The following is a 25,996-nucleotide window of genomic DNA, read 5'->3' as shown; positions in this document are numbered from 1 at the left end:
ATATTAATTATTCTTTTTTCTTTCTTTTCCTGTACAGTAAATAGATAAAACCCAGGAGCAAAAGCAGGCCTGCCAGATACTCCATGTCATATAAAAAATCCGCGATTTTCACCAGTCCCAGGCTAGCCGTGGTCACAGCCAGGCCGGCCAGGATCACCCCTCCGCTTAAAGCCCAGAAGGTGTAAAAGGGTTTGATCCCTAAGAGCCAGGCCAGGATGGCTCCCGACCAGGCCCCCGTCCCCGGTAAAGGCACTGCTACAAAGAGCAAAAGCCCCAGGGCTCCGTATTTTTGTACTCCACTACCTTTCTGCCGGGTCCTTGTTAATACCTTCTGGAAAAAGTTATCCAGGACAGGATACCGGCGCAACCTGCGGCTCAAGGGTTCCAAAAGGCAAATAAGGGGGATGATGGGCAAAAGGTTACCGAAGACTCCCAGGGTCAAAGCCCTGAGGGGCGACATACCCATAGCCAGGGCCAAAGGTATGGTAGCCCGGAGTTCAGTTACCGGCAGAGCCGATAACAGGATAATCTGCCAGTCTGTAGTAGACATCTCTCTTTCTCCGCTTTCGTTAGATGTTCATAAAAAAATTATATAAACAATAGCTAAAATAATGCCTGGGAGACTTAAGATACCAGGCCCTTTTTTAAGGGTATCAGTAGTCTCCCCAGGGGAGACTTATTAATGATTTCCATCGTATCCATAGGCGTGTGGTTTTTTTCCAGCCAGCGGGGAGAAAGCAGGGTGAAGGCAGCAATACCTTTTTTGGCAAAAGGTAAATGATCACTGCTGTGTTTTTCCGTCTTTTCCCAGTGAATCTTCCAGCCTTCCCGCTCAAACTCGCCTAAAATCCCTTTGCTAATCTCATTCTCTCCCCCCGGCCAACCTAAAAGCACCTGATCCTCTCCAAGGTTACCAAGACTGTCCAGGTTTACCACACACTTAATTTTTTCCAGGGGTATGGTAGGGTTTTCGCTGAAGAAACTCGAGCCTAAAAGCCCCTTTTCCTCCGCACCCCAAAAAGCAAAAAGAATGGTATAAGGGGGGACTTGTCCCTTGAGGCTGTTTACCAGTTCCATGACAAGGGCTACCCCCGAGGCATTGTCATTGGCCCCAGGATAAAGCTTGCCTTCGACGGTACCCAAATGATCATAATGGGCACTCACCACAATCACGTCTTCTTTTTTACCGGGTAAAACTCCAAGAACATTTTCACTGATGTTACTTTCTTTGCCGCTTACCTGCCGGAAAGTCATGCGGTTTTCCATCAACACAGGTTCATATTTACCGATAGGAAATGACTGAAAAAATGTTTCTCCATCACCTCCAGGCTTTAGTCCGGCCTTTTTTAGAAAACGGGCCAGGTACAAAGCTGCCTGTGCCTCTCCCTGAGTTCCTCCCTGCCGGCCCGTAAACTTTTTATGGGTTAAGTCTTCTATGTATTGCCCTATCCTGTCCTCAGACGTGGAGCTTTCAAATTTTAGCTGAGGCGTTTGCTGACGGGCACAAGCCGTACACAACAAAAAACAGCAAAATAAGATAAGGAATTTTCTCAAGGCAATGCTCCTTCATTATTAGTTGATAGTTGTTAGTTGGTAGTTGATAGTATATAGTATTAAGTTCGCAGTTCGCAGTGGGCAGTTCGCAGAATAGACCGGGTACCAAATCGGCTTTGCCTCCTGATGTCCGATCTCAACATCCTGTTGCTAATCTCAATTATACTTTTTTACACGCCAAAAAGAAAACCCCCATGCCGTAAAAGCATGAAGGTTCTACTGAACTATTCCGGTTCCCCAAGCGTTACTGGTCACCGGACACCGGTCACTGGTCACTGGTCACGGTTCTTAATTACTCCTGTGCGGCAGCACTTTCCACCTGGCAGCTTAGATCTGGTTTTCCTTCCTCAGCCAGAGCTTCTATCAGGAGGGGTACTACCTGGTGCAAGTCGCCAACGATGCCGTAATCGGCCACTTTAAAGATCGGTGCATTAGGGTTCTTATTGATGGCCACAATGAGCCCTGAATTTTGCATACCCGCTACGTGCTGAATGGCGCCGGAAATGCCGCAGGCAATATACAGCTTGGGATGAACGGTTTTGCCCGTCTGTCCCACTTGATAGGAGGCGGGTACCCAGCCCGCATCTACGGCACCGCGGGAGGCCGCTACCACGCCGCCCAGCTTTTGGGCCAGCTCTTCCAGTACAGCAAAGCCTTCCTGGCTGCCAACACCGCGCCCGCCGGAAACTATAATCTGGGCCTCTTCCAGGTTCACTACTCTGCCGGCCTCTTTCACCACCTCCAGGATGCGAGTACGTACGTTCACCTGATCCTTTTGGTAGGGAGTTCTGATGATTTTTCCGGTACGGCAGCTATCGGGTATTAGCTTTTTCATGACACCGGGCCGCACTGTAGCCATCTGGGGACGGTTTTGGGCACAGAGAATGGTAGCCATCAGGTTACCCCCAAAAGCAGGACGAGTCTGCTGGAGCAGCCTTTGCTCCAGGTCTATGTCCAGTTCCGTACAGTCGGCGGTAAGACCGGTTCCGATGCGCCCTGCCAGGCGCGGTGCCAGGTCCCTGCCGATATTGGTGGCCCCGATGAGCATAATCTCCGGCCTATACTTTTTAATCAGTTCAGCCAGTACCGCCGTGTAGCTCTCTGTACGGTAGTTTTTCAGTTCCGTGTCTTCCACAAGATGCACGATATCTGCCCCATAAGCAAAAAGTTCAGGAACTTTGCTCTCCACCTGATCCCCCATCAGTACCGCCGCCAGCTCTACTCCCAGAGTTTCCGCCAGCCGCTTGCCTTCTCCCAGGAGCTCCAGGGTGATGTTCATAACCTGCCCGTCTCTTTGCTCCGCAAAAACCCAGACTCCCCGGTAATCTTCCGGAGAGACCTCTTCTGTTTTAGCCCTTTCCGTCCTGGTGATAGCCTCTACAGGACAAACTTCCACACAGGCGCCGCACTCTGTACATTTATCATTGATCTTGGCTACGCCGTCTACCATTTCAATGGCCCCAAAAGGGCAGGCGCTGACACAAGCTTCACAGCCTATACACTTAGTTGGCTCGATTATTACTGTCATCTTGCTACCTCCTACAACACATGTTTGGCCAGCAGTTCCTGCCGGAGAACCTGTACAGCTTCTTTGGCCGTTCCTTTGATGATGACCCCCGCTTCCTTGGCTTTAGGCGCAAAGGAGCGTTTAACCTGGGTGGGCGAACCTTTCAGCCCCAGTTTTTCAGGGTTGCCGCCTATGGTTTCCGCTGTCCAGGTTTCTACTTCTTTCTCGTCAAAGGCGGCCACAATGCCGTAAGCCGAGGGATAACGGGGGGTATTTAATTCCTTTACCGCGGTCAAAAGCACCGGCAACTGGGCTTCCACCACCTCGTAACCATCCTCCAAAGCCCGCTCTACCACGACTTTATCTTTTTCCACAGCCAGGATTTTCTTTACATAGGTCACCTGAGGGATATCCAGGTGTTCAGCTAATTCGGGACCTACCTGGGCTGTATCGCCGTCAATGGCCTGGCGGCCGCAGAAGATGATGTCAAACTGGCCGATCTTTTTCACGGCCTGAGCCAAAGTATAGGATGTGGCCCAGGTGTCAGCCCCGGCAAAGGCTCTGTCGGTCAGGAGGATGGCTCTGTCAGCCCCCATGGCCAGGGCCTCCCGCAAGGCATAATCAGCCTGAGGGGGTCCCATGGTCAACAAAGTAATACTGGCTCCCTTTTCTTCTTTCAACTGCAGGGCCGCTTCCAGGGCATTTTTGTCATCGGGGTTGATGATACTGGGCACCCCTTCCCTGATCATGGTTCCTGTCTTGGAGTCTATCTTCACCTCATTGGTATTGGGTACTTGCTTTAGGCAGACAATGATCTTCATGTTCAATTCCTCCACTATTTCAGGGTGTTTCCGGCAATAACCATGCGCTGGACTTCGGAAGTCCCTTCATATATCTCGGTGATTTTGGCATCACGCATGAGGCGCTCCACTTTGTACTCCTTCATGTAGCCGTAGCCGCCATGGATTTGTACTGCCTTCACCGTATGTTTCATGGCCGCTTCCGATGCAAAGAGTTTAGCCATGGCCGCTTCTTTCGAGAAAGGCTTCTTCTTATCTTTGAGGACAGCGGCACGATACACCAGAAAACGGGCCGCGTCTATGTCCGTGGCCATATCGGCAATCATCCACTGGATGGCCTGGAAATTGGACAAAGGCTTGTTAAACTGCTGGCGTTCTTTCGTATAGCGAACACATTCGTCGAGGGCAGCCTGGGCAATGCCCAAGGCCTGGGCGGCTATCCCAATACGGCCGCCATCCAGGGTCTGCATGGCTATCTTGAAACCGTCCCCTTCCTTACCCAGCAAGTTTTCTTTAGGGATGCGGCAGTCCTGGAAAATCAATTCCGTAGTGCTGGAAGCCCGGATCCCCATTTTGTGTTCTTTAGGACCGAAGGTAAAACCAGGGGTCCCTTTTTCTACAATAAAGGCACTGATTCCTTTGAGCCCTTTAGCGGGATCGGTCATGGCAAAGACAATATAGACATCGGCACAGCCGCCATTGGTAATAAAGATTTTGGTACCGTTCAGGATATAGGCATCACCATCCAATACCGCTGCGGTCTGCTGGCCTGCTGCATCTGTACCCGCGTTAGGCTCTGTTAAACCAAAAGCACCCAAAAGTTCTCCCTTAGCCATGGGAACCAGGTACTTTTCTTTTTGCTGGGGTGTGCCAAACTGGTAGATAGGATGGCAGCCCAAAGAGACATGGGCGGAAAGAATGACCCCTGTGGCTGCACAGGCCCGGGATATTTCCTCCACAGCCATGATGTAGGTCAGGGTATCGGCGCCTGCTCCCCCGTATTCCTTAGTAAAAGGTAAACCCAAAAAACCCAGCTTCCCCATTTTTTTCACAGTATCCCAGGGAAATTCGCCATTTTCATCAATTTCAAAGGCTTTAGGCGCTACTTCCTTTTCGGCAAATTCCTGAAACAATGTTCTGAACATCTCCTGCTTTTTCGTTAATTCAAAATCCATTTCCTATCCTCCTTGGTTCGTGATTGTGTTCACTTTCTCTATTTACGTTAATTCTACACATTTTGCCCTATTTTGACAATAATAATGCCTCCTTTTTGCTTGGTGTTATGTTTCTTATGCAATTCTCATGCCAATTCTTCAAAAATATTATGAAACAACCAAAGAAGCCGGAGAATCCCAGGTTTGCGGGATTTCCGGCTCATCACAGTTTAATTGGATCTGTCCGGCTATGTAGCCAACAATTATTCGTCTTGTCCAAAAAAATAGACACATTTTCTATGATTATGGACTTGCTTTTTGCTTTACCATCTTACGGATACGGATACTGTCTCCGGTAAATTTCAGGACTTCAGCGGTTCCCATAATCCTGTCGCTGATCCGGTCCTCGTAGATGGCCCCAATATCATTAGGGCTAAGGTTAGAACTAATGACCCAGGATAAATTATGATTAATCCGTTCATCCAAAAGCAAAAGCAGCTGTTCACGGGCAAAATCCGTAAGGTTTTCCGCCCCCAGGTCATCCATGATTAAAAGCTCCACCCGGTAGAGGGATTCCAAACCTTGCCCCGTGTACAAATCGTTTTTATCCAGCTTAAACTTATGTTCTCTTAAAAGATCCAATAGCCTGCCGACTTTCATATAGACTACACCGACTCCCGCCTGCAGGGCGTAATTGGCTATGGCGCTGCACAAATGGGTTTTACCCGTGCCTACCGCCCCGTAAAGCAGGAGATTGCCCGCCGGCTGCCGGCAGCTGATTTTCTCGGCAAAGTTCAGCGCCTTTTCCAGGATACCCTTATAATGTTCCGCATCTTCATACCATTGCAGGGAAAAATTAGCGAATGTCTGGTTCACCTGGACCGGTGATAAACCGCTAACCTGCCAGCGTCTGCTGGCTTCCTCCCGTAAGAGGCACTGGCACTTCTTACCCAGCTCTACGTAGCCCGTATCCTGGCAGGCAGGACAATCCCACCAGATTTCATAAATATTATCGGGAAGGTTATATTCCCTGAGTAGTTTCTTCTTCTCCCAGGCTAAAGCCTCCTGGGCCTTGGTCAACTCTTCCCTGCCCATGCCCAGTTTGCCTTTACCCATCTCCAGGAGAGCCAGTTCCAAAGCAAACTGGGAAAAAAGGGTATCTATTTCTTGCAAACGGGGGTATTTTTCATGCAAAAGCCTTAGCCTGGTTTCCCATTCAGCTATTTTTTTTTGTCTTTTCAATCCATATGTGGAAAGGGCCATATTCTTCACCCGCCTAATCTAAGCCCAGCATTTTCTCCAAATCCCTTTTATCCGCACGGCTGTAGCGTTTACCATCACTTGCTGATTTTCTTTTCGTTTGTTGTTTCTGGTCAAATTCCGTGAGTGCCAGTTCCGCACTTTTCAGGTCTTTTACTCCTTTTTCCCGCCAGTTCTGGAGGACACCGTCTATGTAGCTGAAACTTGGATTGTTGGTACGTACGGTCTCTGCCGCCGCCCGCATAATCACTTCGTGGCTAAAACCCCACTGGCGGTGCCATTTGAGGTACATCTCCTTTTGGGGTTTGGTAACCCCGCCATACTGGCCGATACATTTTTTTACTTCCGTCACCTTGTACTGCATCCAATCAAGTTCATTCATGTAAGTAATCAGATCGTTAACAGTGTAAATCCCGCTTTCATAAACCCGTTTGGCCACCGGTTGATAAGCCTGGACCTGGGTCAAGCCCCTTTCAAAGCAGAGTTGCAGGAAAATAAGGATGAACTCGGTGGACCAGCCGTATTTGAGATTAAACTCCTGGATAACCTGTTTTTCTCTGAGATTAAGGGTCAGGTTTCCCCTGGTATGGTCCAGCCATTTTAATATTCTACCATAATCAAAACCGCTCTGCTCTTTAGAAATAACAGAATCTTTCGCTGGCAAATTTTCCTCCCAGGCTTGATAAAGTTTATGCCAAAGAGGGAGAAAAGAAATGGTGCGCTTCTCTCCTTGTCCCTGCCACTGGGCCCAGCCTTCGGAAAGACTCCATTTAATCCACCTGTCCTGAGCTAATTCCTCAGGGGTAAGGGACTGTTGCATCCGTGTTAAAGCCAGAACGAGGTATCCCAGATTCTCTGCAGTTAAATTTAAACTCTGCAAGTTTTCCATAAGCCGGAGGGGTATGGTAATTTGTCCACCTTCCAAGAGCCATTGACTGAAGGCAATATCATTCAAGCGAGTCCCCCCTTCTTCCAATAGTGACCAGAGCCCAGTGTCCGGAGTCCGGTTTATTAACTGGTCACTGGTCACCGGTCACCGGTCACTGATCCTGGTCACCGGTCACCGGTCACCGATCACTGATCCTGGTCACTGGTCACCGTTCACCGAAATCTGCGAACTACCAACTAATTAAAAATCCCTAGGCTAAGATGATTATACCAGACCAGCTTTCCCAGGGGAATGTGACGTTCCTTTTCGAATACAGGTGATACTCATTAAACATCTAAAGATTTTATGACGATGTGCACACCATAGACAATGAGACCTGTGAGGTTTTCTAAATTATTTTGTACATACTTCTGAGCATTTCTGGCTATATCTGGCAGGAAGCCTCCATAACGGGCCGTAATTTCCAGGCGCACCGTCACGCCCTCTTCCCGCATCTCCACGTTGACTTTATTGACCTGGGTAACGCCCTGGGTTTGCAGCACAACATAGGTGGTAATTTGGGCAACCACATGTTCCGTAATGATTAATTTACCCATGAGGCTAAACTTGGGTCTGATGATGGATTTTTCTCCTATTTTCCGCCGGGGCTCGTTCTTTTTACTAAAAAAATATTTCAGAGGATCCACAAGGTAACCGGGAAAATCCCTTTTTACTTCAATGGTAGGAACAGGTATGACATGCATACCGTGGTTTTCCCGCAGTTCCTTAGCCAGCTTCATTTCCCTCTCTGTGGCGATATCCTCAATTTTGATAATTTTACTGGGCCGCGGGATTTCCAGGGCATCGGTAATCTTTTCCACCATGCGGGCAGAAGTCCCCAAAACCAGAACCCGTTCGGGATTTTCCTCCAAGAGACGCTGGCGAACTTGTTGGGCATGCTCCTTATCCAAAAATATTGCCCGCTTCACGGCCTGCATAGCTGTGGCTTCACGTTTGGCCGATTGACCGGCCAGCTTAAGCCCATCTTTTATGAGAAGCCCATCGTCAATCACTGTATCAATCCCGTGCTCATAGGCAACAACCATGGCCCGGTGGCTTTTTCCCGTACCACTGGGACCTACTAAAGCATAGACCTCCAACCAGATTCACCCCCACCATTTCTGTGACTAATTTTAACATAAATAGACTCGTCTCTACAATTATTTGCCGGTTACCGGTATTTCCTGTCCTAAAGAGATTCCTTTTTCTTGCACATCGCACAAAAAAGCGTAAACCTCCACGCCTTCCCGGATACATTCCTCGAGAGCGCGACTAAAATCAGGGTCCCGTTCCCGGTGAGGAGCAAAACTGGTGGCGTCATTTCGTAGAACCAGGAATAAAACCACAGCCCGTAAACCCTGTCTTTTTAAGGCTTTTAGCTCCACCAGATGACGTGTACCCCGTTTTGTTACGGCATCGGGAAACTTGGCTATATGATCTTCTACCAGGTTAACAGATTTTGTCTCCAGCCAGATACTCCCCCGGGAATCCTCCAGGTAAAAATCGAAACGACTTAATCCCCAGGCCGCTTCCCGCTTAATCAAAGTAACATCCCAGAGAGGTTTTATTTTATTCTTACCCAGGGCCGCCACCACCAGGTCATTCGGCAACCGTGAATCAATAGAGATCAATTTCCCCTCTTTTTCTACCAGCAGTAAGTCGTAGGCCGTCTTTCTATGGGGGTTGGTCTCGTCTTTTTGCAACCGGACAGGAGTTCCCGGAAGCAAAAGCTCCTTCAGCCTGCCAGAGTTAGGCACATGGGCCAGGGCTTCCTTTCCGTCTACCTCCACCAGAGCCGTAAAGCGGTTGAGTCTTTCTTTTAATATTCCCTTGATGAAAGGTGGAAATTGAATGTCCATTTTTTCTCCTTTTCTATTTTCCTCTATTCCTGCATTTACCCTGCTTCAAATTAATAATCAGAAAGGCAGAAAAACCTGTGAAGAAATTTCACAGGTAACATGAAAAAGAACTAATTCTTAGGTTCACTGGCCTGGCATTCCCGGCAAACGCCATAAAACTCCAGACGGTGGTTATCTATCCGGTGTCCCGAAACCTCGGCGGTTTCTTTTTCTAACTTGTTCTGGATTGGCAAATCCAGGTCAAAGACCCGCCCGCACTGCCGGCATTGAAAATGGTAGTGATTATGAGGATTGCCGTCAAAACGGCTAAAGGTACTGCCATAGTTCAACTCCATAATCTCCCCCATTTCTTTGAGGAGATTTAGATTGCGGTAAACAGTGCCAAGGCTTAAGTCGGGAATCATTTTTTTAGCTTGTTCATAAATCCAGTCGGCAGTAGGATGGGACTTCGTACCGCGCAGGACCTCCAGGATCACTCTTTTCTGCCTGGTCATGCGTTGTGCTTTCTCCATCAACATCACCCTCATAATAATTATTACTATTATTATATCCTAATACCCTCATTTTCTTCAAGAATAAAGTTGGCCTTCTATACATATTTAAGATATAATTTCCATAGAATATTTTGGTAAGAAATTTTGTTACCTTTTGCGGTATCAAGGAGAGGTCATTATGAAACATTTGGAGTTAATCAGAGAATTAACGCTGGCTCATGGTGTGTCCGGCTTTGAAGGAGAAGTAAGAAAACTGATCAAAAAGCACCTGGAAGGACAAGCCCAATTCAGCCAGGATAACTTAGGGAGCTTAATCTGCATGAAGAGAGGCTCCCAGGAATCTCCCAAAATCATGCTTCCCGGCCATATGGACGAGGTGGGGTTCATGGTCAACAGCATCACCAAAAACGGTTACATAAAATTTATACCCCTGGGCGGCTGGTGGGACCATGTGATGCTGGCCCAGAAAGTAATTATCAAAACAAGTAAAGGCGATATCCAGGGCATTATCGGCTCCACCCCGCCCCATCTCATGTCCGCCAAAGAAAGAGAAAAAATCGTAGAAAAGAAGGACATGTTTATCGACGTAGGGGCCAAAGACAGGGAAGAAGCCCAGGAAGTCATGGGCATCCAGCCGGGAGACCCCATTGTTCCCGACACCACCTTCCATGTATTGAACGGTACCAGGATGATCATGGCCAAGGCCCTGGACGACCGTCTGGGCTGCTGCCTTTTTATCGATGTCATCAAAGCCCTCCAGGATATCCCCCATCCCAATACCGTATACGGGGTAGGCACCGTCCAGGAAGAAGTAGGTTTAAGGGGGGCTACCACCACAGCCAACGTCATTGAGCCCGATATCTGCCTCACCATGGAAGTGGCTATCGCCACGGACGTACCGGGACTGGAAAAAGAGGATGCTGAAGTGAAACTGGGTGACGGCCCAGTACTGACCTTGGCCGATGCCTCCATGATCGGCAACAGAAACCTGCGCAGCTTTGTCATCGAGACGGCCAAAAAAGAAAATATCCCCCTCCAGTTCAATACCATGATGGGGGGCGGCACCGACGGGGGAGCCATCCACAAATTCGGTCCCGGCGTACCCGCTGTAGTCTTAGGGATCCCCTCCCGCTACATCCACAGCCACTATGGCGTTTTCCATTACGATGATTACGAAAACATGGTAAAACTCCTCTTAAGCCTTATCAAAGCGCTGGACTCAGGTACCGTGAACAGGATCAAGTTAGGGGAGTAAACCGAAGAGACAACGCCCATGCCGGGCGCACCGCGGAGAAGGCCAGCATTAAATATGCCGGCCTTCGATATTTCCCTTTCTTTAAATTGTTAACATACACTTATCACTTAATTTTATATCAACTTGTTCCAGTCTTGCTCCCCTTTATCTGGGAAAAGAGCCACTAAAACTTTACAAAGAATCATAAAGAGAATAATAACCCCAAACATTACGGGCAAACCAATAGACATCACCTGTAAAGCCTGCGCAACAGTTTCGCTCATTATTTCGTCCCTCCCTTATTTCACGCCCAGCATAGCCCCGACCACAGCCAGAACCACGCCACCCGCAATTATGGAACCAATCTGTCCTGACACGTTGGCACCAATCGCATGCATGATAATAAAGTTATTTCTGTCTTCCTGGAGGGCCATTTTAGCTACTACTCTACCAGCCATGGGGAAGGCTGAAATCCCGGCAGCACCAATCATAGGATTGATTTTTTCTTTGAGGAAGAGATTCATGATCTTGGCCACGATGACACCGCCCGCAGTGTCAAAAATGAAGGCCACCAAACCCATGGCCATTACCATGATGGTCTTTAAATTAAGGAATTCCTCAGCAGTCATGGTTCCACCAATGGTAATACCCAGGAGCAGGGTTACCAGGTTGGCCAGCTCGTTTTGGGCGGCCTGACTAAGACGTTCCACTACGCCACATTCACGGATCAGGTTACCAAACATCAGAAAACCGACAAGGGCTACACTAATAGGAGCGATAATTCCCGCAATTATTGTAACAACTATGGGAAAAAGTATCCTTACGGTTTTAGATACTTTGACCCCCTCTTTATAGGGCATCCTGATCATACGCTCATTCTTTGTCGTTAAAGCTTTAATAACAGGTGGCTGAATGATAGGAACCAGGGACATGTAAGAGTAAGCTGCTACCGATAGCGGCCCAAGCAGTGATCGGGCAAACTTGTTGGCTACGTAAATGGTCGTAGGTCCATCTGCTGCCCCGATGATACCTACAGCGGCAGCTTCATTAAGAGGGAAATTCAACAGAGCAGCGACCACAATAGTGGCAAAGATGCCAAATTGGGCAGCGGCACCAAAAACCATCATCAGAGGATTGCGTATAAGGGGAGTAAAATCAATCATGGCCCCAATGGCAATGAAGATTAAAACAGGAAATAACTCATTTAAAATACCGGCCTTAAGTAAAGTGGTAAGGGGACCATGTTCACCCACTGCTGAGGAAAAAGGAATATTGGATAAAATTGCGCCAAAGCCAATGGGCATAAGTAATAGTGGTTCATAATCCTTTTTGATAGCCAGGTAGATTAACCCAAAGCCTACTAAATACATAACAAGATGTTTCCAGGTAAGGCCAAAAATTCCGATCCATAACTCTTGTAACACTTTATACTCTCCCCGTAATAAAAAGTTCCTCTCTAAAAGACTTAACACTCATAGTTTCGACCCTTTCGAAAATAACCACCTCGTCTAATCAAACTAATTCAATCATGGTCTTCCTTCGTCCGGAATTTTGTATGCACGTATATATCTTACCACGCGTCCAACCATAATACATTACAAAAAATAAGGTGAGAATCTATAGAATTTTAACATTGCACCCAACCCTATCCTGGCTCTGTACATTTTCCCTGCCGCTCCTTAAATATAAGTGGCAAATATGTAAACAAAAAAACGGTCGGAAACGGTATAACCCTTTCCGAGCTTATTCATGAATTATCTTTGCAAAAATCGCAATACTTGTAAGCAGCATTAACATTATTGCAACAAAACTAGAAAATGCCGCCTCAATATTATTGAAAAATCAATGGAGGTGGCATTACGTTGATGCAACAATAGCCCAGGCCAGCTCCGATTTAGTGGCCCTTTCGGCTGACACAAGTACCAGTACAATCATAAGCGCTTTTACTCAGACTATGTACCTGCAGCGGCTTTCCTGTTCATTCTGGATCACCGTAAACACCTTTGAAAAAACCGTATATAACACGGACTATATAAGTGACTATAGATCAGCTTATGTTGCAAAAGGATATACTTATCGACTCAAAGTGATCTCCAAGGCTTATGCGGGCGCAAACGACACCAGGGAAGCAATTTCAGATCCCATTACCATAGAGTAATAAACAGGCGGCTAACCGGGATTTCCGGAAAGCCGCCTGTTTCATTTTATACTGGTCAACATTTTCGTAAATTCCTCATGGGAAAGGCCCTTTGATATAAACGTAACCTTTTCCAATGAACCTGTTTTTTGCAATAGTATTTTACAGTAGTTATGCAGTTTCAGGATAATTTTCCCAATCCCATAACCTAAGTTCCAAAGAATGTGGCCAGAATTTATCAATAAGCCTTGAAAAACGCTGGGTTGCCGTGTCAAAATAGACTTGGATCAACTGCTCGCAACAGCGGATCCGACAACCGGCGTTGAAGAAGTACCTTATCACTTCGCAGAGGGAGGGGGCTTGTTCGGCGCCTTCTTTATTGCACTCCCAAGAGGCATAACAAAGAAGGGTCTTCGCTGTAAACAAGAGCTCCACATGTGCGAAATGAGCTGTTTCAGACTGAGCATAGCAAGATGTTAAACCAAGATTCTGTTTAGCGGTGCGGTAAAAAACTTCTATTCTCCATCGTTTAACATAGGCAGTTGCAGCTTCTTCCGGCGTATCTACGCGATTGCTTATCAGGAGATACGCATCCTTGAAGGTTGCTGGGCATTCTTCCTCCGGAAGAACTATGCTGCCCTCGACAGCCTGCTTCTCATAAGTGGCTGCAATGGCAGCTATGGGTAAAAAACGTTGTCTAGTAATGGGTTTTCCCTTGCGTGTTAAGGTCTCATAGGGCATTTTGATGTAAATGTCCGGAATACTGAGAACCGATTCTTTGCCAAGGACCCGAAGCTGGGAATAAACTTCTCGCAGCAGTTGCTTCGGATTAAGTTTAATGTAGCGTTCCTTTCCTAGTACCGGGTCGTAGATTTTCCTGAATAGCGCTGTGTTACGTTTGGCTTTGGTAACCCAGTCAAAATTTTGACCCATCAGCCAGTTCAGGAACTTTTTACACAAAAACCAGCGATCCATGGCTACCCATAGTCTGGCCTTGTTCAGCTGACGAGCCTCTGCGAGCATCTGTTTAGCAAGATCAAGCTTGCTTTGTTTTTCATTCTCCTGACCGGTTTTAACCCAAAAGCGCCATAACATGGGATATTCAAGACCATTCTTTAAGATAGCCAGGGTCGACACAAGATTAATACACCATACATGGCGCTTATCCGAACTGTCAAAGAGCCAACAGAGAAAGGGGATTTTTTTACCGTGAGGATGCTCAATTTTGGTATCGTCTAAGGCAATGATATCGCCGTCGGTCAGCCTGCTATCCGTATTTTCTTGTAACCTGGCAAATCTGCCCAAAGAGAACCGGAGCCACTGAAAGGGCTTGGAGAGAAACCGGCTGAAGGCACTTTGAGAGATGATTTGCCCGGAAAGCAGTTGTTGTAAAAATGGAGCTTCCGTTGAAAACTTAGCATTTTGATTTGCAGAACTTGAATGATTAACAAGGCCGCAGATGTAGGCAAAAGCCAGGAGCCACGCTGGAATTCCGGAGTGTTTGCGTATTCCGGACTGGGAAAACAGCAGAGACAGGTCAAATAAATCCCAAATTGTCTTGAGTACCGGGATTCCGGCACCTTGACCGTGATCCTTTTTTTCGAAAGTTGGTTTACACAGTTTCTTCATCAGCATCACCCATATCGCTAGAGTGATGGTAGAAAATACCATCCAAAGCGATTATGGGGGCTTTCCGAAAAAGTCAAGCCTTTTTTGTCGAAAATTAGGATCTTTTTTTTAAAAAAATATTTTTGGAGTTATCATTTTCTATTTATTTCCACCAACTGCATAACTCCTGTATTTTATTTAGTGCGATACTATCCGGAATATACCCAGGTTCTCGCAGAATAAAGGATGCATGATCGAGAAAATCCTCAATTTTAGTAAATTCTTCCGTAGTATCAACGGGAACTTTCTGCTCTACAGTGCCTATATTTATAGTCTTTTTAATAATATTGCCTGTTTTGGCCCAGTATTCTTTTATTAAATCACCGGTTGCATGTACTGTACCGCCAGAAGGCGATATAAAGGTCAGCGTCTTGCGAACTGTTATAAGCGGAGTAGCCGCATCAATCCGGCGTTCATCTCGTTATTTAAACGGAAAAGTACAGGTTCCTTAAAGGCCGCAATATCCCGGGCAAACTTATGCAGATACTCGTCATATTTACCGTCCAAAAGATCATACGTAATGCTATGAGCTAATTGCTGGTCAGGCAGCAGGGTCTGTAAAGTATATTCCAGATATCTCCCCTCGTTCCCGGCTTTTTCCAGCCTTTCCCTGGGTAGGATTACCCCATGTTGCTATAGACCAGTAAATACTTAAACAAGTAATCCAGATTTCTGCTCCAGCTCATGAAGAGACCGGTAATCGTCGGGTGCCCAGGGCTCAAAAATACCCCACTGCTGTTTGACGGGAAACTCCTTGTCTAGAAACTCCTGTGCCGCCGGGTTTAGGGGATATTTCCGCTCCTTACCATGAGCTAAGCTGCTGAGTTCTTCTCCCTGAGGGGTAAAAACAGCAAATGAATTCACAATCTCTTTCACACGCCAGGCCAGGCATCGGGATTGCTGGTTTTAATGCGTAAGGAATATACTTCCCGGTTATTGACCTCTTTGTTTATAACAACGTATCATTGGCTATCCTGGAAAGAGTATTTCCGGTCCACCAAAACTCGTGAATCTTTTTGTTCTTAAAGTAGTAACTTTTATTCTTTAGGATAGTGACAGGATCCCGTCCTGTCTTTATAGGAATACTGGAATATTCCCCCTGTGTCGTCAAAAGCAGTAAACCTACAACCGTGCTGATAGCTAGTTTTCCCATGTTCCCTCTCCCTGACTTTTAATGTGCAAGTCCCATTTATACACCATAAGAAATTCATAAAAAAATTTTACACTTCTTTTTTCGAGAGGTTGTGGGTTTTTCCTGCAAAATTAAAGGCCAGGTATTATTATTTACCTGGCCAATTGTACACAAACTATTATTCATTTGAATTTAAGGCTATCTCCTCTTCCCTTTGGGGCCCTGCAATAACCCGCTTGCTCAGGGTTACTAAAGGATACAGCACCATGACCGAAACGGTATTAGCTATAGCCGTGGGTATAACCACCGTGGCATAAAGTACCTTAAAAGGTGCCGGTAACCCTACAATAGCAAGAGCGGCCATCAAAAAGACGAAACCACTGAAAAGGGTCCCCAAAAAGCCAATAATTCCACAGGATAAAAATGTCCCCAGCGATGCTTTTAACCCCAAAAAGGTGAAAGACGTCCTGCCTAACAACTTTTCTAAGGGATTGACTATCAACATCACTAAGACATAAACAAAAAGACTTGTTAAAGGCTTATCAATCAAATTGGGAATTTGCCCTCCTGGGAAAGTAGTAGTCAAGGCAGTGATGATCGCCGTTAAAGCACCGGCTAACATGGTCACTTTAAAGTTACGATGCATCAAAATGATCACAAAAAGCATACCCAGCATCAAATCGGGCTTCATACCTGCTCCATACCCTGGAACAATCAAACGCAAAATATAACCTACAGCCAATAATAAAGCAATCTGTAAAGAATCACGTAAACTCATCTCTTCTAAACTCCTCTCAACTAACTAATCTTTTAATATGGTAAAAATCCAAACGACACTCTACTCGGCTTGCTCTCCTGATCTCACACTCCCTCTCGCTTAGCACTCAATATTAAGTTTTTTTTATTATAATTCAAACAGTTCTAATCTGGCAATACCTTTCATTCATTTTTCGGCAATTCCAGGTCAAGAGCCTCGGCCAGTATTTTTTGGATGTCGGCGAACATCTGGGCTATTTTATACTCAGCCTGGAGAAATTCCCGGACACTGGGGTGATAATTTAAGATCTCCGACATCTTTTCATATTCACGCATTTTCTCCGGTGGTATTTCCTTACCTAGCATCTGCATGGTCTGGATTTCCAACTGCTTTTTGTGGAAATCCTCTAATATTTTTTGGCTTTCCGGATTGCGGCTAATTTTTTCTTTGGCTTCCTTAAACTGCCTGTATTCAGGACTAAACCTCAGGGCTTTCGCCAGCTCATGGGCTTTGTCGTAGACCATTGTTTTACCTCCTTTTTTGAATTAGTTGTTAGTTGATAGTTGGTAGTTGGTAGTGTAAAAGTTCGCAGTTACTTTTTAGTTTAGTGACCGGTGACCTGTGACCAGTAACCAGTTTAATATACCGGATACTGGACACTGGACTCTGGTCACTTACACAGGTGCCGAACTCCGGTCACTGAATCTCAGGTAACTGAAATCGGATGTCGGAAAGTCGTATCTTAAGTACCTAGCAGAAAGTTCTTGCCTGACCAGATGAAATAAATGGCCAGATAGAGTAAGAAAAGGCCGCAGGTGATCAAAATGCCCCGGTATACTTTGTCGCTCAATAATTTTCTGCCGCTGACAACGGCCAGGGAGACGGCAGTATACCAGACAAAATCGGAAAGCACATGACCTGTGAGAAAAACAGCAAGACCGAGAATACCTTTTTGCAAGGCCAGGGTTACATAAGTCACCCCAATGGTGGCCCACCATAAAACCCAGTAGGGGTTGGACAAACTAACGACCGCCCCGGCCAGCACGGGCTGCATCCCTTTCACCTCGCCACCTGCCGCTAACTCCAGGGACACGGCACCCTGCCAGGCTTCCTTCACCATATCCCAGCCCATCCATAAGAGAACAAGCCCACCCACAAGGGCAATGACACCCTTCACGAGAGGGAGAACCAAGACTGCCCCCAAACCAAGGGTCAAGCCAATAACCAGCAGCAGTTCCAAGAACCCATGCCCCATGATCAGTAGAGGTCCCGCACTGATCCCTCGCCGGTAGGATTCATTGATATTGACTGTTAAGAGGGGCCCCGGCATCATGGCACCTGAAAAACCCATAATAAAAGCGGTAATAAATAAGGTGACGAGGGACAATTGCATCCACTTCCTTTTTTCAGTTGATATTGATAAATATTTTAGCAAATCGTTTGCCCATTTTCATTATACTTATTCTTAATTATTTCATTTTACATCACTTACATAGTGAAAAAACTTCATTTATTTCATCACCACCCGGGAATGATAAAAATAAAACGGGAGGTGAAAACGGTGCAGAAACCTATTCCCTACTGGAAAGATCCCCAGTTTCCTCTCTACCTGGAGGATGAATCACCGTCCACAGAGGAAACTGATAACGAACCTAAAGCAGATGAGGACTTAGATGATATACCCATCCTCTAAAACAAAAACGCAGCCCTGAAGCTGCGTTTTTGTTTCTTTGTACTTATTCGAGGCCTAAAGTCGCCCATAAGCGGTCTATACCTTCTTCCACCACATCAACCACAGGCACCTTACATTTTTGCTGGATGCTTTGTTTTAACTCTTCCTTTTCTACATAGGCCGGTTCGTAATCATGGGAGGTATAACGATAACGGGGATAGAAAGGGTTTACGGTGATAGCCAGTAATTTCACCGGCTTTTGCACATAAACAGGTGTACCGCTGTCGGCCAGTCTCGCTATTACTTCGAACATCAGGTCCGGAGCACCGGCCACCAGGACCTTGATAGGATCCGGGAGAACCAGAGCCTTCCCCGGTAAAATATCTTTCCCCAGGTCTAACAAAGCCTGGAAGCTCTTTTCCCCAATAATACCCGTCACTACAATTTCCCTGGTTTCGGAGGTTACGCGCTGTAAAAGTTCTTTCACCATGGCTTCATTAAGAAGGGAGGTAGATACCAGCGTCGCTTTTTCCTTTTCCGGCCAAGGAGGTAAATTCAATATAGCCGACATACAAGAGGTCTCCTCGGCTAATTTCGGAAGATTAGTGGTTCTGGCTGCACCTGTGGCCACAATCAATCCCTGGGTTTCTACCATAGGGGCGATGCGGTTTAATGCACCGTCCACCAGGACCAGGTCACAACCCTGTTCTTTTAGGAGCTTATTGACGATCCTGACTTCCGAGCTCTTGTTGGCCCCGGCAATGACCACGAGACCTGGCTCCTTAACCTCACCGATAACAATTTTGCCCAAAGGCGTCCGGATATCAGTGGTTGCCAGAACCTCAATATCCGCCGAACCCGCGGCGAGACAAGACTGGGCAATAGCCACAACGGTACCTTTTTCCGCCCGGATCCTGGGTTTGGGTAAACCCGTGACATTATCCATGACCTCACCGTCATAGCCGATACTGGTCAGGCCCAGCTTTAGTTTATGGCTGTAGACCTTCTCCATAATGGCCGTAGTCGTCGTCGTTTTACCTGTGTTTTTAGCTGTACCGGCAATCCCAATAATTTTCGACATTTCGCATAAGCCTTCTTTCTGTCTGTTGTTCCCGAAAGGGCATGCTGTATTAATTATGCAAAAAGAAAGCGTATTCCTGCTTGTCCCGTTAAACTTTTATCATGTCATCTTTCATATTCCCGTAATTTTCGGGAAGCGGGTGGCGGGTGACGGGTAACGGGATACATAACCCAAAGCAATGCTTACTTTATAATGACCGTCCCTTTTCCTGCGCGGCCCGGATAGGCACCTTCTTCTTTACTGCCCAGGAGGCCTTCATAGAGAGTTTGAACAAAATCATCCCGTTCAGCTACTTTAGTCAAAACCCTTTTAATACCTTCCACCATCTCCTGGGCCCACTGGTTAGCCCGTTCGGAAGGCCTGATGTCGTCCTGTCCCAGGAAGCGGAAGGCTTCTTCCACACCCCGTAAAGTATCGATTTTAGCCGGTACGCTGATAGGTCCGCCTGCATAGGCCTCATCGGCCGAGGCAATGGAAATTGCTTCAACCTGGAGGGAGCAGGCCAGCATGGCATGAAGAGAGGTGCTTACAGAAGACTGGACCCGGTCTTCTGTCTGGGTCAGGAAGCCAATAGGAGCGCCGGGCCAAATAGGTGCATCCAGAATTTGACGAAGGGCGAAGACTTTGGTGGAATTAAAATCGATATAGTTATCTTCCATGGAACCGCTAATCATACATTCGGGGCAGTAGCAGAAAAGGGGCTGGAGAATGGGGCGTGCCCCCAATTTCAAAGCCAGAGCGGCCACAATGAGCATACCGCTGAAAGCTTTATAGGCGGGGACTCCTGTGAGCTCTTCATTGGTGACGATATCAAAAGGAAGCTTGTACTTGGCAGCATATTTAATGGCATGGAAACCATCGATGGTCATCCTGGCCGGGTCGGTCCCCGCGCCCAGGCTGCCGTAGGCGATGTTTATCTTGGTCAAATCTGCCCCCAGTTTGGCCGCTAAAACTACGGTCTCAGGTGTATTTAGCCCCCGGTGGGCCCGAACCTGCCACAAGGTAGACCTTTCCCGGGCCTGGCTCAAACGATACATGTTTTCCGGTGTAATGACGGTACCGTCTTCAGCATGGGCAACAAACCCCTCTAGAAAGCCCTCGGTCCTGGCTCCCCATGAGGGGTCAAAGTGAACCACCCCGTCAGCTCCCCATGCCTCACTCACTTTAATATGGCCCGTGTCCAGGATAGGACAGCCTGTACCATACTGGTTAAAGACAATGGGCAGTTTCCGGGTATGTTGGATCTTGTTTAGTACCATCCGTTTTTTCGTCCTTTGTACATACCTGTTGTAAGCTTCACTTTCCTCGGGAGTCAACAGTCTCGTTTTAGGATGGATTTTTCCCTCTAGGTAATAAGCTTTGGCCACATCACCGCAGTACTCGGGATATTTATCATAAAATCCTTTATTGCCGGTCCCTTTTAACCACTCCTCTTTGTCCCAGTACTCATCACGCAGCTGGGCCCTGATAACACCCGGCGAACTCTTATCCTCACACCAGGTCATAATCTGAGAAGTAATTTTATCCAAGAGCACGGCTATACCGGCATGTTTAAATTTATAGGAATACCCTGCCGTAAGATCTACTTTTTCTTTTCTCACCTTATTGGCCTCGGGATTATACTCCCGTCCCTCTACGAAAGCCAGGGCTTCTTCAATAGTCGTTCCAGGGCCGAAACCCGCATCAAAGCCTAACTCTGCAGCCAATTCAGAACGAATGGCCATACCGCCTATCCCCACTTTGACTTTTTCCCTTAGTCCGGCGGCGTCCAGTAAGTCTACGAATTTAGCCAGTAATTCGGCCACACCGTAGCCCAGGGTCCGGCTTAAGAGAACTGTGTCAGCCTTTTCTTCCATGATGGCCCGGATAACTTCTTCTACCGGCAAATCCGGCGACAAGAGCACTGCTGTATGCCCGGCTTCCCGGATGGCCCGGTGGATCATCTTCAGGCCGATATCATGGACGGGGTCCAAAGGTGCTAAAAGAACCTTCTTCTTATTTGCTGAATTCATGTTCTGTTTCCCCTCCCTCGCCTAAGAGCCAACCGTAACGGTCACCAGCCCGGTGTAAATAAGCCCTGGCCCTTACCCGCACGCCAGGCCCCATGAATTCAATAAAAACCACATCAATATCTTTAAAGCCTATGTCTTTCATTAATTCCATGATGAGCTTCCTGCCCTCGTCTTCACAGCTGCAAACCAAAAAGGTTTCTACATCGAGAGCATCCATAACCTGTTGTAAAACGGCAGGCATCGCTTCACGTCCTTTCTCATGGCGATTTTCGACTTCTGATTTCCGATATCCGACGTCTTTTTTGGCGAATACGGCTTCGCCTCCCGATATCCGATTTCCGATTTCCGAGTTTAATTGCTTCCTAGTCCATGTTCTAATACAGCATTGTCGGAATTCGCCAGTCGGAGGTCGGCAGTCGGAATTCGGTTCACGGTTAACTGTTAACGGTTCACGTTAAAGATCACTACCAACTAACAACTAACAACTATCAACTACCAACTGAAAAAGGGCAGCCGAAGCTGCCCTTTTTCGGCCTCTTTACGAAAAGAGTGACCTTTAAACCACCTTTTGATTGTAGATACCTGTCATTCCCGCTTTTTCTACCCGGTTTTTGATTTTCTGAACATCCGTCGTATAAAGCCCCAGTTCTTTCATTCTTTCGAAATAAACAGAACCGGAGAAGGTATATTTCTTGGTGATACCTGTTTCCGTTTTCATCTGCTCATTCACATGGGCAATGGCATCGCCAATGGTAAGAGCAATTGGTATTTCCACCAGGTCTTTGCCGGCGGCATAACGGACAGCGTTATGACCTGCCAGGCTGCCGGTAACAATGGCTTCTGTATGTCCTACTAAGAGACCGGCCTTTTCACCCCCGCAGAAAAGATTATCTAACCCTTGAGTTTTCAGGGTATTGTCCCGGGGTGAAAGGGCGAGATACCGTATGGAGTTACCAATACCGCCGGCATAGGGGTCTTCATACCTGGCATTCTCAAAACCGGGAATCTGCCGTAATGTTTCCAGGGGATAGAAAGGTGTCATTAACTTGGCATGGCCCGTATCCAGGAGAATAATATTTTCCGCAAATTCCTTTAAAGCATACTGCTGGCAGGCCTTCGTTTCCAAAGCGCCTTTTTTCTGCAGTTCTGCAGGAATGGGGATTACAGCCACGCCTTTGGTGTTTAATTCCTTTTGAATTTCTTCCGATAAAGAATCCTTGTGAAGTTTACAGGAACCGCTCATGGCCCCTACGGAGCCGTCAGCTTTTTTACCGACAAACTCCTCAACGCCACATTTGGTGGCCAGGGCAATACGGGGACCAAAGGTGGGACAGCGGTAAATACACATGGCACAGCCGTTACCATACTTTAAACAGTTCCCCTGGGGCCCGGCCGTACCTGTAGTCTCAATAAAGACATCTGCGCTGTATTCGTTTTTATCCTGGTCGATAACGGCCACAATTTTCTTTCCGTCCATTTTTACATCGGCAACGCGGCACTGGAGTTTATATTTGACCCCCGCCTGATCCAGTTTGCGTCTTACAGCAGGCTCAATCTTAGCCACATCATAAAGGGTGGCATGCTTGTGTCCGGGAAATTCAATGTTCTTATGTCTTGCCGTTTCGTCAACCGCGTCAAATAACTCGTTTGCTCCCATGGCCCTGGATTCCTCCGTGGCGACAAAACGGCCATTGTTGCGCATAATGCCGCCAACCAGTCCAGTACCAAGGAACATATCCGTACGTTCCAGGACTAATACATCGGCCCCTGCCTTACGAGCGGTGATAGCTGCTGCCGTCCCGGCCCAGCCACCGCCCACCACCACAACTTTAACCATATATATCCCCCTCATTGCTGTTAGTTGTTGGTTAAAGCACGCCCGCATACTTGCAGGTGATTTCAATGAGTCTTACCAGGGCCTGCACACCGTAGCGGGCTACTTCTTCAATGAGATTACCTTTGTTGTCAGTAGTACCTAAGCCGGTAGAAAGATAGATGTTGCCGTCATAGGCCACAGTAGGAATAACACCCATGGCACCCATTCCTGTCTGGAAGATATTGGTTCCGGCATACATATCTTCAATGGAGAAGATAGGAATACCCATTTCACCGTCTTTCCAGGTTCCTTCATAGTTGACTTCTACGGCAGTACCGTTATACGCCTTGGTAATGATGATGCCGTCGCGGAGTTTGGGATCAATCTTGTCAAACTCTTCCTTAACCACGCGATACAAGTCATCAGTGGGTTTGGTCAATACTTCCGGTCTGTCACGTAATACCTTCAAGGCCTGGATCTGGCCGAGAAGAGCTTCTTTACCAGGGTCAAAGGTTACATAAGCAGCTTTACCATAGGAAGCAGTAGTACCGTAACGGTCCCCATGCATACCCATAGCCCTGCGGATAGGTACCATATATTCTTCTTTACCAATGATTAAACCGCTGGTCGGAGAGCCTGTGGCTTTATCCATAGCATAGACAACAATATCGGCACCAGTCTTGGTAGGATTATAACCCACAAAGGGCAATCCCCAGGCATTGTCTACCACGTAAGGCAGGTCATAGGAATGAGCTAATTCGGCAATATATCTGCTTAACAAAGGCTCGCCGCTTTCATCTTTGACACCATAACCGTAACCTGGGGTTGTATAACCTAAGGAAGTAAAACCGGTTAAGTAAGGCGCGTGGATTTCCGCATACTGGGCCAAAATTTCGATAGATTCATCAGGGTCCACACCTGTTAAAAGGGGAACAGGGTGATATTTAATACCATGACATTCGTATTTTGCTCCGGCCAGAGGTACGATTACTGTGTCAAGGTTATTCTGGCGCTTACCATAGAAGCCCAGTTCACCGGCTGTAGAGCCGCGGTCGGCGAAAATATCTTTAAACCGTCCCGGAAAAGGTCTGCCGTAGGCACCCTGATGATGGAGGTGTTTCTCATAAGGAGCAATATACCGTGCCCGGTAGTTGTCGCCTCTTCCCAGCATGGGAGGAGTAAAGAGAGAGTCAAAAGTAACCCAGAGAGCAGCTTCACATGTACTGGTGGGTGCCACATCCCACTCATCGCCATAGACATCTTTGACAATTTCCCGGATTTCATCGACCAGTTTGGCCAGAGGAATAACCTCTTTACTGCCACGTTCGCCAGCCTCCATGATGTCATCTCTCAGGGGTGCAGGACACCCGGAGATAGCACCCGTTAGACCAAATTTTCCTCTGATCTCTGCAGGAATCCCTATTTCATCAGGGATTTTTTTCGCTTCAGCATAGATATTGGGGATATTGGCCTGCAGGTGTTTATACATTTGAAATTTATACTTGAATTTTGCCATTTCAAAGACCTCCTTTTATTTCACCTTAACAATCATTTCCACTTCGACGGTTGCATCCAGGGGCAGTTCATTGACACCTACGGCTGACCTGGCATGCTGCCCGGCATCACCAAAGATTTGGCCGATAAGCTCTGAGGCACCGTTGACTACCTTAGGCTGCATATTAAACCCGGATGCACTGTTGACAAACCCTACAATTTTCACCACACGTTCGATATTATCCAAAGAACCAATCTGAGCCTTGATGACACTTAAACAGTTAAGGGCACAGACTTTAGCTGCCTCATAAGCATCTGCTTCGCTAACACCACCACCTACTTTCCCTTTGTATTTCAATTCTCCATTGACAAAAGGTATTTGCCCGGAAGTGTACACGTATTTATCAATCTTTACAGCCGGGACATATGCAGCAACCGGTTTAGGCGCTTCGGGCATTTCTAGCCCTAACTCCTTTAACTTAGCTTCATACGACATGAATCAATCCCCCTTTAATAAAGTAGTTGATAGTTGGCAGTTGTTAGCTGCACTAGCTACCTGTACTTCTGAAGTCCGACTGGAAAACCACTAGTAACTAGGAACTAATAACTAGTAACTTAACTGCTGTGAACTGCTAGCTAAAGATAGTTTTCCTTGCTTATCCCTGATTATTCTTCTGCCGGCAAATTAATTCCATACCCAGCTCCGCGCCTAACTCCACACCGCTTTTTCTTTCCGGCACTTTTATTACGATATTTAGATGGTTGGGCATATGGGTTTCATCAAAACCGGCAACGGTACCAATGAGTTGATTATGTAAAAACAACTCGTCACCACTGACCATCACTCCGCCAGTTGTTACTTCAAAGAAGCCCAGATAAGCTATTGCCTGTACTTTAACTCCAGGCTTGGCCCCTTCCTCGTCAGTCAAAATCAATTCGTGAATTTCCCCCTTTAAAAGGGCCCGGGAAATAGGTGTGATTAACTGCAGATTTCTTCCTTCCAGCTTGCCCTCCAGGACTACCACCAGGTTCCCTTTAATCTCTGTCTTCTTGGCATAAGGATTGGCTTTGAACATGCCGACCTTATAGGGATCAATTAACAACCCTGTCACCTCGCCTTAATAAGAATTTCAGTTTGGTATTTGATGTAAAAATCGAGTAAGGTAAAGCCGAGCCAGTAATTTGCCCGTCGCTAATGTCTGGCAAGTTTCTTGTATTTGCGTCTTGCCCAACGGACTAGCGCTCGATTCATGTGCCTGAGTACTGAGTACATTTCCGACGTGTAAAAGCGTCCATAGTAGTTGCCCCATCCCCTGAGTATGGATCGAACATCCTGTATAGTTCCTCAAGGGTCTTTGCTATAGCAGTGCGCTACACCATCTGGATAACCCATGGATTGTCGGTGTGCCTGCGGACTGCCTTCATTAGCAATTCGTG

The 25,996-nt window shown here is 47.0% G+C and carries 28 protein-coding genes; 2 read left to right on the top strand and 26 right to left on the bottom strand.

All coding sequences use genetic code 11. The features are described from left to right. Positions 1 to 7: 7 nt before the first annotated feature. From BR63_RS02285 to BR63_RS02240, 10 genes are all read right to left on the bottom strand, one after another. Positions 8 to 550: a COG2426 family protein gene (locus BR63_RS02285; RefSeq protein WP_081908177.1), complete on the bottom strand. Its 543-nt coding sequence runs from the start codon at positions 548 to 550 to the stop codon at positions 8 to 10. 74 nt (positions 551 to 624) lie between these two features. Then, positions 625 to 1,554 carry a M28 family metallopeptidase gene (locus BR63_RS02280; RefSeq protein WP_051965808.1) on the bottom strand — a complete coding sequence of 310 codons (930 nt, stop codon included), beginning with the start codon at positions 1,552 to 1,554 and terminating at the stop codon, positions 625 to 627. A 292-nt stretch (positions 1,555 to 1,846) separates the two neighbouring features. Continuing rightward, positions 1,847 to 3,082, bottom strand: coding sequence for an electron transfer flavoprotein subunit alpha (locus tag BR63_RS02275; protein ID WP_034422723.1), 1,236 nt, complete (start codon positions 3,080 to 3,082; stop codon positions 1,847 to 1,849). Between the two features lie 11 nt (positions 3,083 to 3,093). Continuing rightward, the gene (locus BR63_RS02270; protein WP_034422721.1) at positions 3,094 to 3,882 is read right to left on the bottom strand and encodes an electron transfer flavoprotein subunit beta/FixA family protein; all 789 of its coding nucleotides are present in this window, start codon (positions 3,880 to 3,882) and stop codon (positions 3,094 to 3,096) included. Positions 3,883 to 3,896: 14 nt separating this feature from the next. Next, positions 3,897 to 5,036, bottom strand: coding sequence for an acyl-CoA dehydrogenase (locus BR63_RS02265; protein ID WP_034422720.1), 1,140 nt, complete (start codon positions 5,034 to 5,036; stop codon positions 3,897 to 3,899). Between the two features lie 282 nt (positions 5,037 to 5,318). Further along, complete coding sequence (locus BR63_RS02260) at positions 5,319 to 6,278, bottom strand: ATP-binding protein (RefSeq protein ID WP_034422719.1); 960 nt, start codon at positions 6,276 to 6,278, stop codon at positions 5,319 to 5,321. Positions 6,279 to 6,291: 13 nt separating this feature from the next. Then, positions 6,292 to 7,230 (bottom strand): DnaD domain-containing protein, encoded by a 939-nt coding sequence (locus BR63_RS02255; RefSeq protein WP_034422717.1) that lies wholly within the window; start codon positions 7,228 to 7,230, stop codon positions 6,292 to 6,294. Positions 7,231 to 7,490: 260 nt separating this feature from the next. After that, positions 7,491 to 8,303, bottom strand: a complete 813-nt coding sequence (locus BR63_RS02250) for an Asp23/Gls24 family envelope stress response protein (RefSeq protein WP_034422715.1) — start codon at positions 8,301 to 8,303, stop codon at positions 7,491 to 7,493. Between the two features lie 60 nt (positions 8,304 to 8,363). Continuing rightward, a complete protein-coding gene (sfsA, locus tag BR63_RS02245) occupies positions 8,364 to 9,062 on the bottom strand; it encodes a DNA/RNA nuclease SfsA (protein ID WP_034422713.1) in 699 nt (232 codons plus the stop codon). Between the two features lie 110 nt (positions 9,063 to 9,172). Then, positions 9,173 to 9,574, bottom strand: a complete 402-nt coding sequence (locus tag BR63_RS02240; RefSeq protein ID WP_034422711.1) for a Fur family transcriptional regulator — start codon at positions 9,572 to 9,574, stop codon at positions 9,173 to 9,175. 160 nt (positions 9,575 to 9,734) lie between these two features. On the opposite strand from BR63_RS02240, the gene BR63_RS02235 reads away from it, so the two are divergent. Continuing rightward, positions 9,735 to 10,811 (top strand): M42 family metallopeptidase, encoded by a 1,077-nt coding sequence (locus BR63_RS02235; protein ID WP_034422709.1) that lies wholly within the window; start codon positions 9,735 to 9,737, stop codon positions 10,809 to 10,811. Positions 10,812 to 10,924: 113 nt separating this feature from the next. On the opposite strand, the gene BR63_RS02230 is transcribed toward BR63_RS02235, so the two are convergent. The 8 genes from BR63_RS02230 to BR63_RS02190 all read right to left on the bottom strand — a co-directional run bounded on the left by BR63_RS02230 (position 10,925) and on the right by BR63_RS02190 (position 17,871). Next, positions 10,925 to 11,074: a hypothetical protein gene (locus tag BR63_RS02230; RefSeq protein WP_153802093.1), complete on the bottom strand. Its 150-nt coding sequence runs from the start codon at positions 11,072 to 11,074 to the stop codon at positions 10,925 to 10,927. 15 nt (positions 11,075 to 11,089) lie between these two features. Further along, a complete protein-coding gene (locus BR63_RS02225; protein ID WP_051965818.1) occupies positions 11,090 to 12,160 on the bottom strand; it encodes a sodium ion-translocating decarboxylase subunit beta in 1,071 nt (356 codons plus the stop codon). A 938-nt stretch (positions 12,161 to 13,098) separates the two neighbouring features. After that, positions 13,099 to 14,556: a transposase gene (locus BR63_RS02215; RefSeq protein ID WP_243269974.1), complete on the bottom strand. Its 1,458-nt coding sequence runs from the start codon at positions 14,554 to 14,556 to the stop codon at positions 13,099 to 13,101. A 690-nt stretch (positions 14,557 to 15,246) separates the two neighbouring features. Then, on the bottom strand, positions 15,247 to 15,471 hold the full coding sequence (locus BR63_RS02210) for a hypothetical protein (protein WP_153802118.1): 225 nt from the start codon (positions 15,469 to 15,471) through the stop codon (positions 15,247 to 15,249). Positions 15,472 to 15,544: 73 nt separating this feature from the next. Next, positions 15,545 to 15,748, bottom strand: coding sequence for a hypothetical protein (locus tag BR63_RS02205; protein ID WP_034423426.1), 204 nt, complete (start codon positions 15,746 to 15,748; stop codon positions 15,545 to 15,547). 157 nt (positions 15,749 to 15,905) lie between these two features. Beyond that, a complete protein-coding gene (locus BR63_RS02200) occupies positions 15,906 to 16,505 on the bottom strand; it encodes a tryptophan transporter (protein ID WP_034423424.1) in 600 nt (199 codons plus the stop codon). Positions 16,506 to 16,666: 161 nt separating this feature from the next. After that, entirely contained in the window at positions 16,667 to 17,008 is a 342-nt protein-coding gene (locus tag BR63_RS02195; protein WP_034423422.1) for a YlbF/YmcA family competence regulator, read from the bottom strand. Positions 17,009 to 17,226: 218 nt separating this feature from the next. Next, the gene (locus tag BR63_RS02190; RefSeq protein ID WP_034423420.1) at positions 17,227 to 17,871 is read right to left on the bottom strand and encodes a LysE family transporter; all 645 of its coding nucleotides are present in this window, start codon (positions 17,869 to 17,871) and stop codon (positions 17,227 to 17,229) included. Between the two features lie 174 nt (positions 17,872 to 18,045). Here BR63_RS02190 and BR63_RS19710 point away from each other — a divergent pair, with 174 nt between their 5' ends. Then, positions 18,046 to 18,177, top strand: a complete 132-nt coding sequence (locus tag BR63_RS19710; RefSeq protein ID WP_276568945.1) for a hypothetical protein — start codon at positions 18,046 to 18,048, stop codon at positions 18,175 to 18,177. A 43-nt stretch (positions 18,178 to 18,220) separates the two neighbouring features. Here the strand turns inward: BR63_RS19710 and kamB are convergent, their stop codons facing one another. The 8 genes from kamB to BR63_RS19430 all read right to left on the bottom strand — a co-directional run bounded on the left by kamB (position 18,221) and on the right by BR63_RS19430 (position 25,880). Further along, a complete protein-coding gene (gene kamB, locus BR63_RS02185) occupies positions 18,221 to 19,237 on the bottom strand; it encodes a lysine 5,6-aminomutase reactivase subunit KamB (protein WP_051965929.1) in 1,017 nt (338 codons plus the stop codon). A 182-nt stretch (positions 19,238 to 19,419) separates the two neighbouring features. After that, positions 19,420 to 21,249 (bottom strand): cobalamin B12-binding domain-containing protein, encoded by a 1,830-nt coding sequence (locus tag BR63_RS02180; RefSeq protein WP_034423418.1) that lies wholly within the window; start codon positions 21,247 to 21,249, stop codon positions 19,420 to 19,422. Beyond that, positions 21,233 to 21,490: a hypothetical protein gene (locus BR63_RS02175; RefSeq protein WP_034423416.1), complete on the bottom strand. Its 258-nt coding sequence runs from the start codon at positions 21,488 to 21,490 to the stop codon at positions 21,233 to 21,235. Before BR63_RS02175 ends, BR63_RS02180 begins: the two co-directional genes overlap by 17 nt. 315 nt (positions 21,491 to 21,805) lie before the next feature. Continuing rightward, on the bottom strand, positions 21,806 to 23,101 hold the full coding sequence (locus BR63_RS02170) for an FAD-dependent oxidoreductase (protein WP_153802117.1): 1,296 nt from the start codon (positions 23,099 to 23,101) through the stop codon (positions 21,806 to 21,808). A gap of 16 nt (positions 23,102 to 23,117) precedes the next feature. Next, complete coding sequence (locus tag BR63_RS02165; RefSeq protein ID WP_034423412.1) at positions 23,118 to 24,581, bottom strand: hypothetical protein; 1,464 nt, start codon at positions 24,579 to 24,581, stop codon at positions 23,118 to 23,120. Positions 24,582 to 24,596: 15 nt separating this feature from the next. Then, positions 24,597 to 25,055, bottom strand: a complete 459-nt coding sequence (locus tag BR63_RS02160) for a RidA family protein (RefSeq protein WP_034423410.1) — start codon at positions 25,053 to 25,055, stop codon at positions 24,597 to 24,599. 160 nt (positions 25,056 to 25,215) lie between these two features. Continuing rightward, positions 25,216 to 25,662: a DUF6917 domain-containing protein gene (locus BR63_RS02155; protein ID WP_243270053.1), complete on the bottom strand. Its 447-nt coding sequence runs from the start codon at positions 25,660 to 25,662 to the stop codon at positions 25,216 to 25,218. 89 nt (positions 25,663 to 25,751) lie between these two features. Beyond that, positions 25,752 to 25,880, bottom strand: a complete 129-nt coding sequence (locus BR63_RS19430; RefSeq protein ID WP_243270098.1) for a group II intron maturase-specific domain-containing protein — start codon at positions 25,878 to 25,880, stop codon at positions 25,752 to 25,754. Positions 25,881 to 25,996 lie beyond the last annotated feature (116 nt).

This window comes from Thermanaerosceptrum fracticalcis, assembly GCF_000746025.2.
GTDB lineage: Bacteria > Bacillota > Peptococcia > DRI-13 > DRI-13 > Thermanaerosceptrum > Thermanaerosceptrum fracticalcis.
Note: the sequence above shows the minus strand (reverse complement) of the source record. Positions and strands in the feature narration are given on the sequence as shown.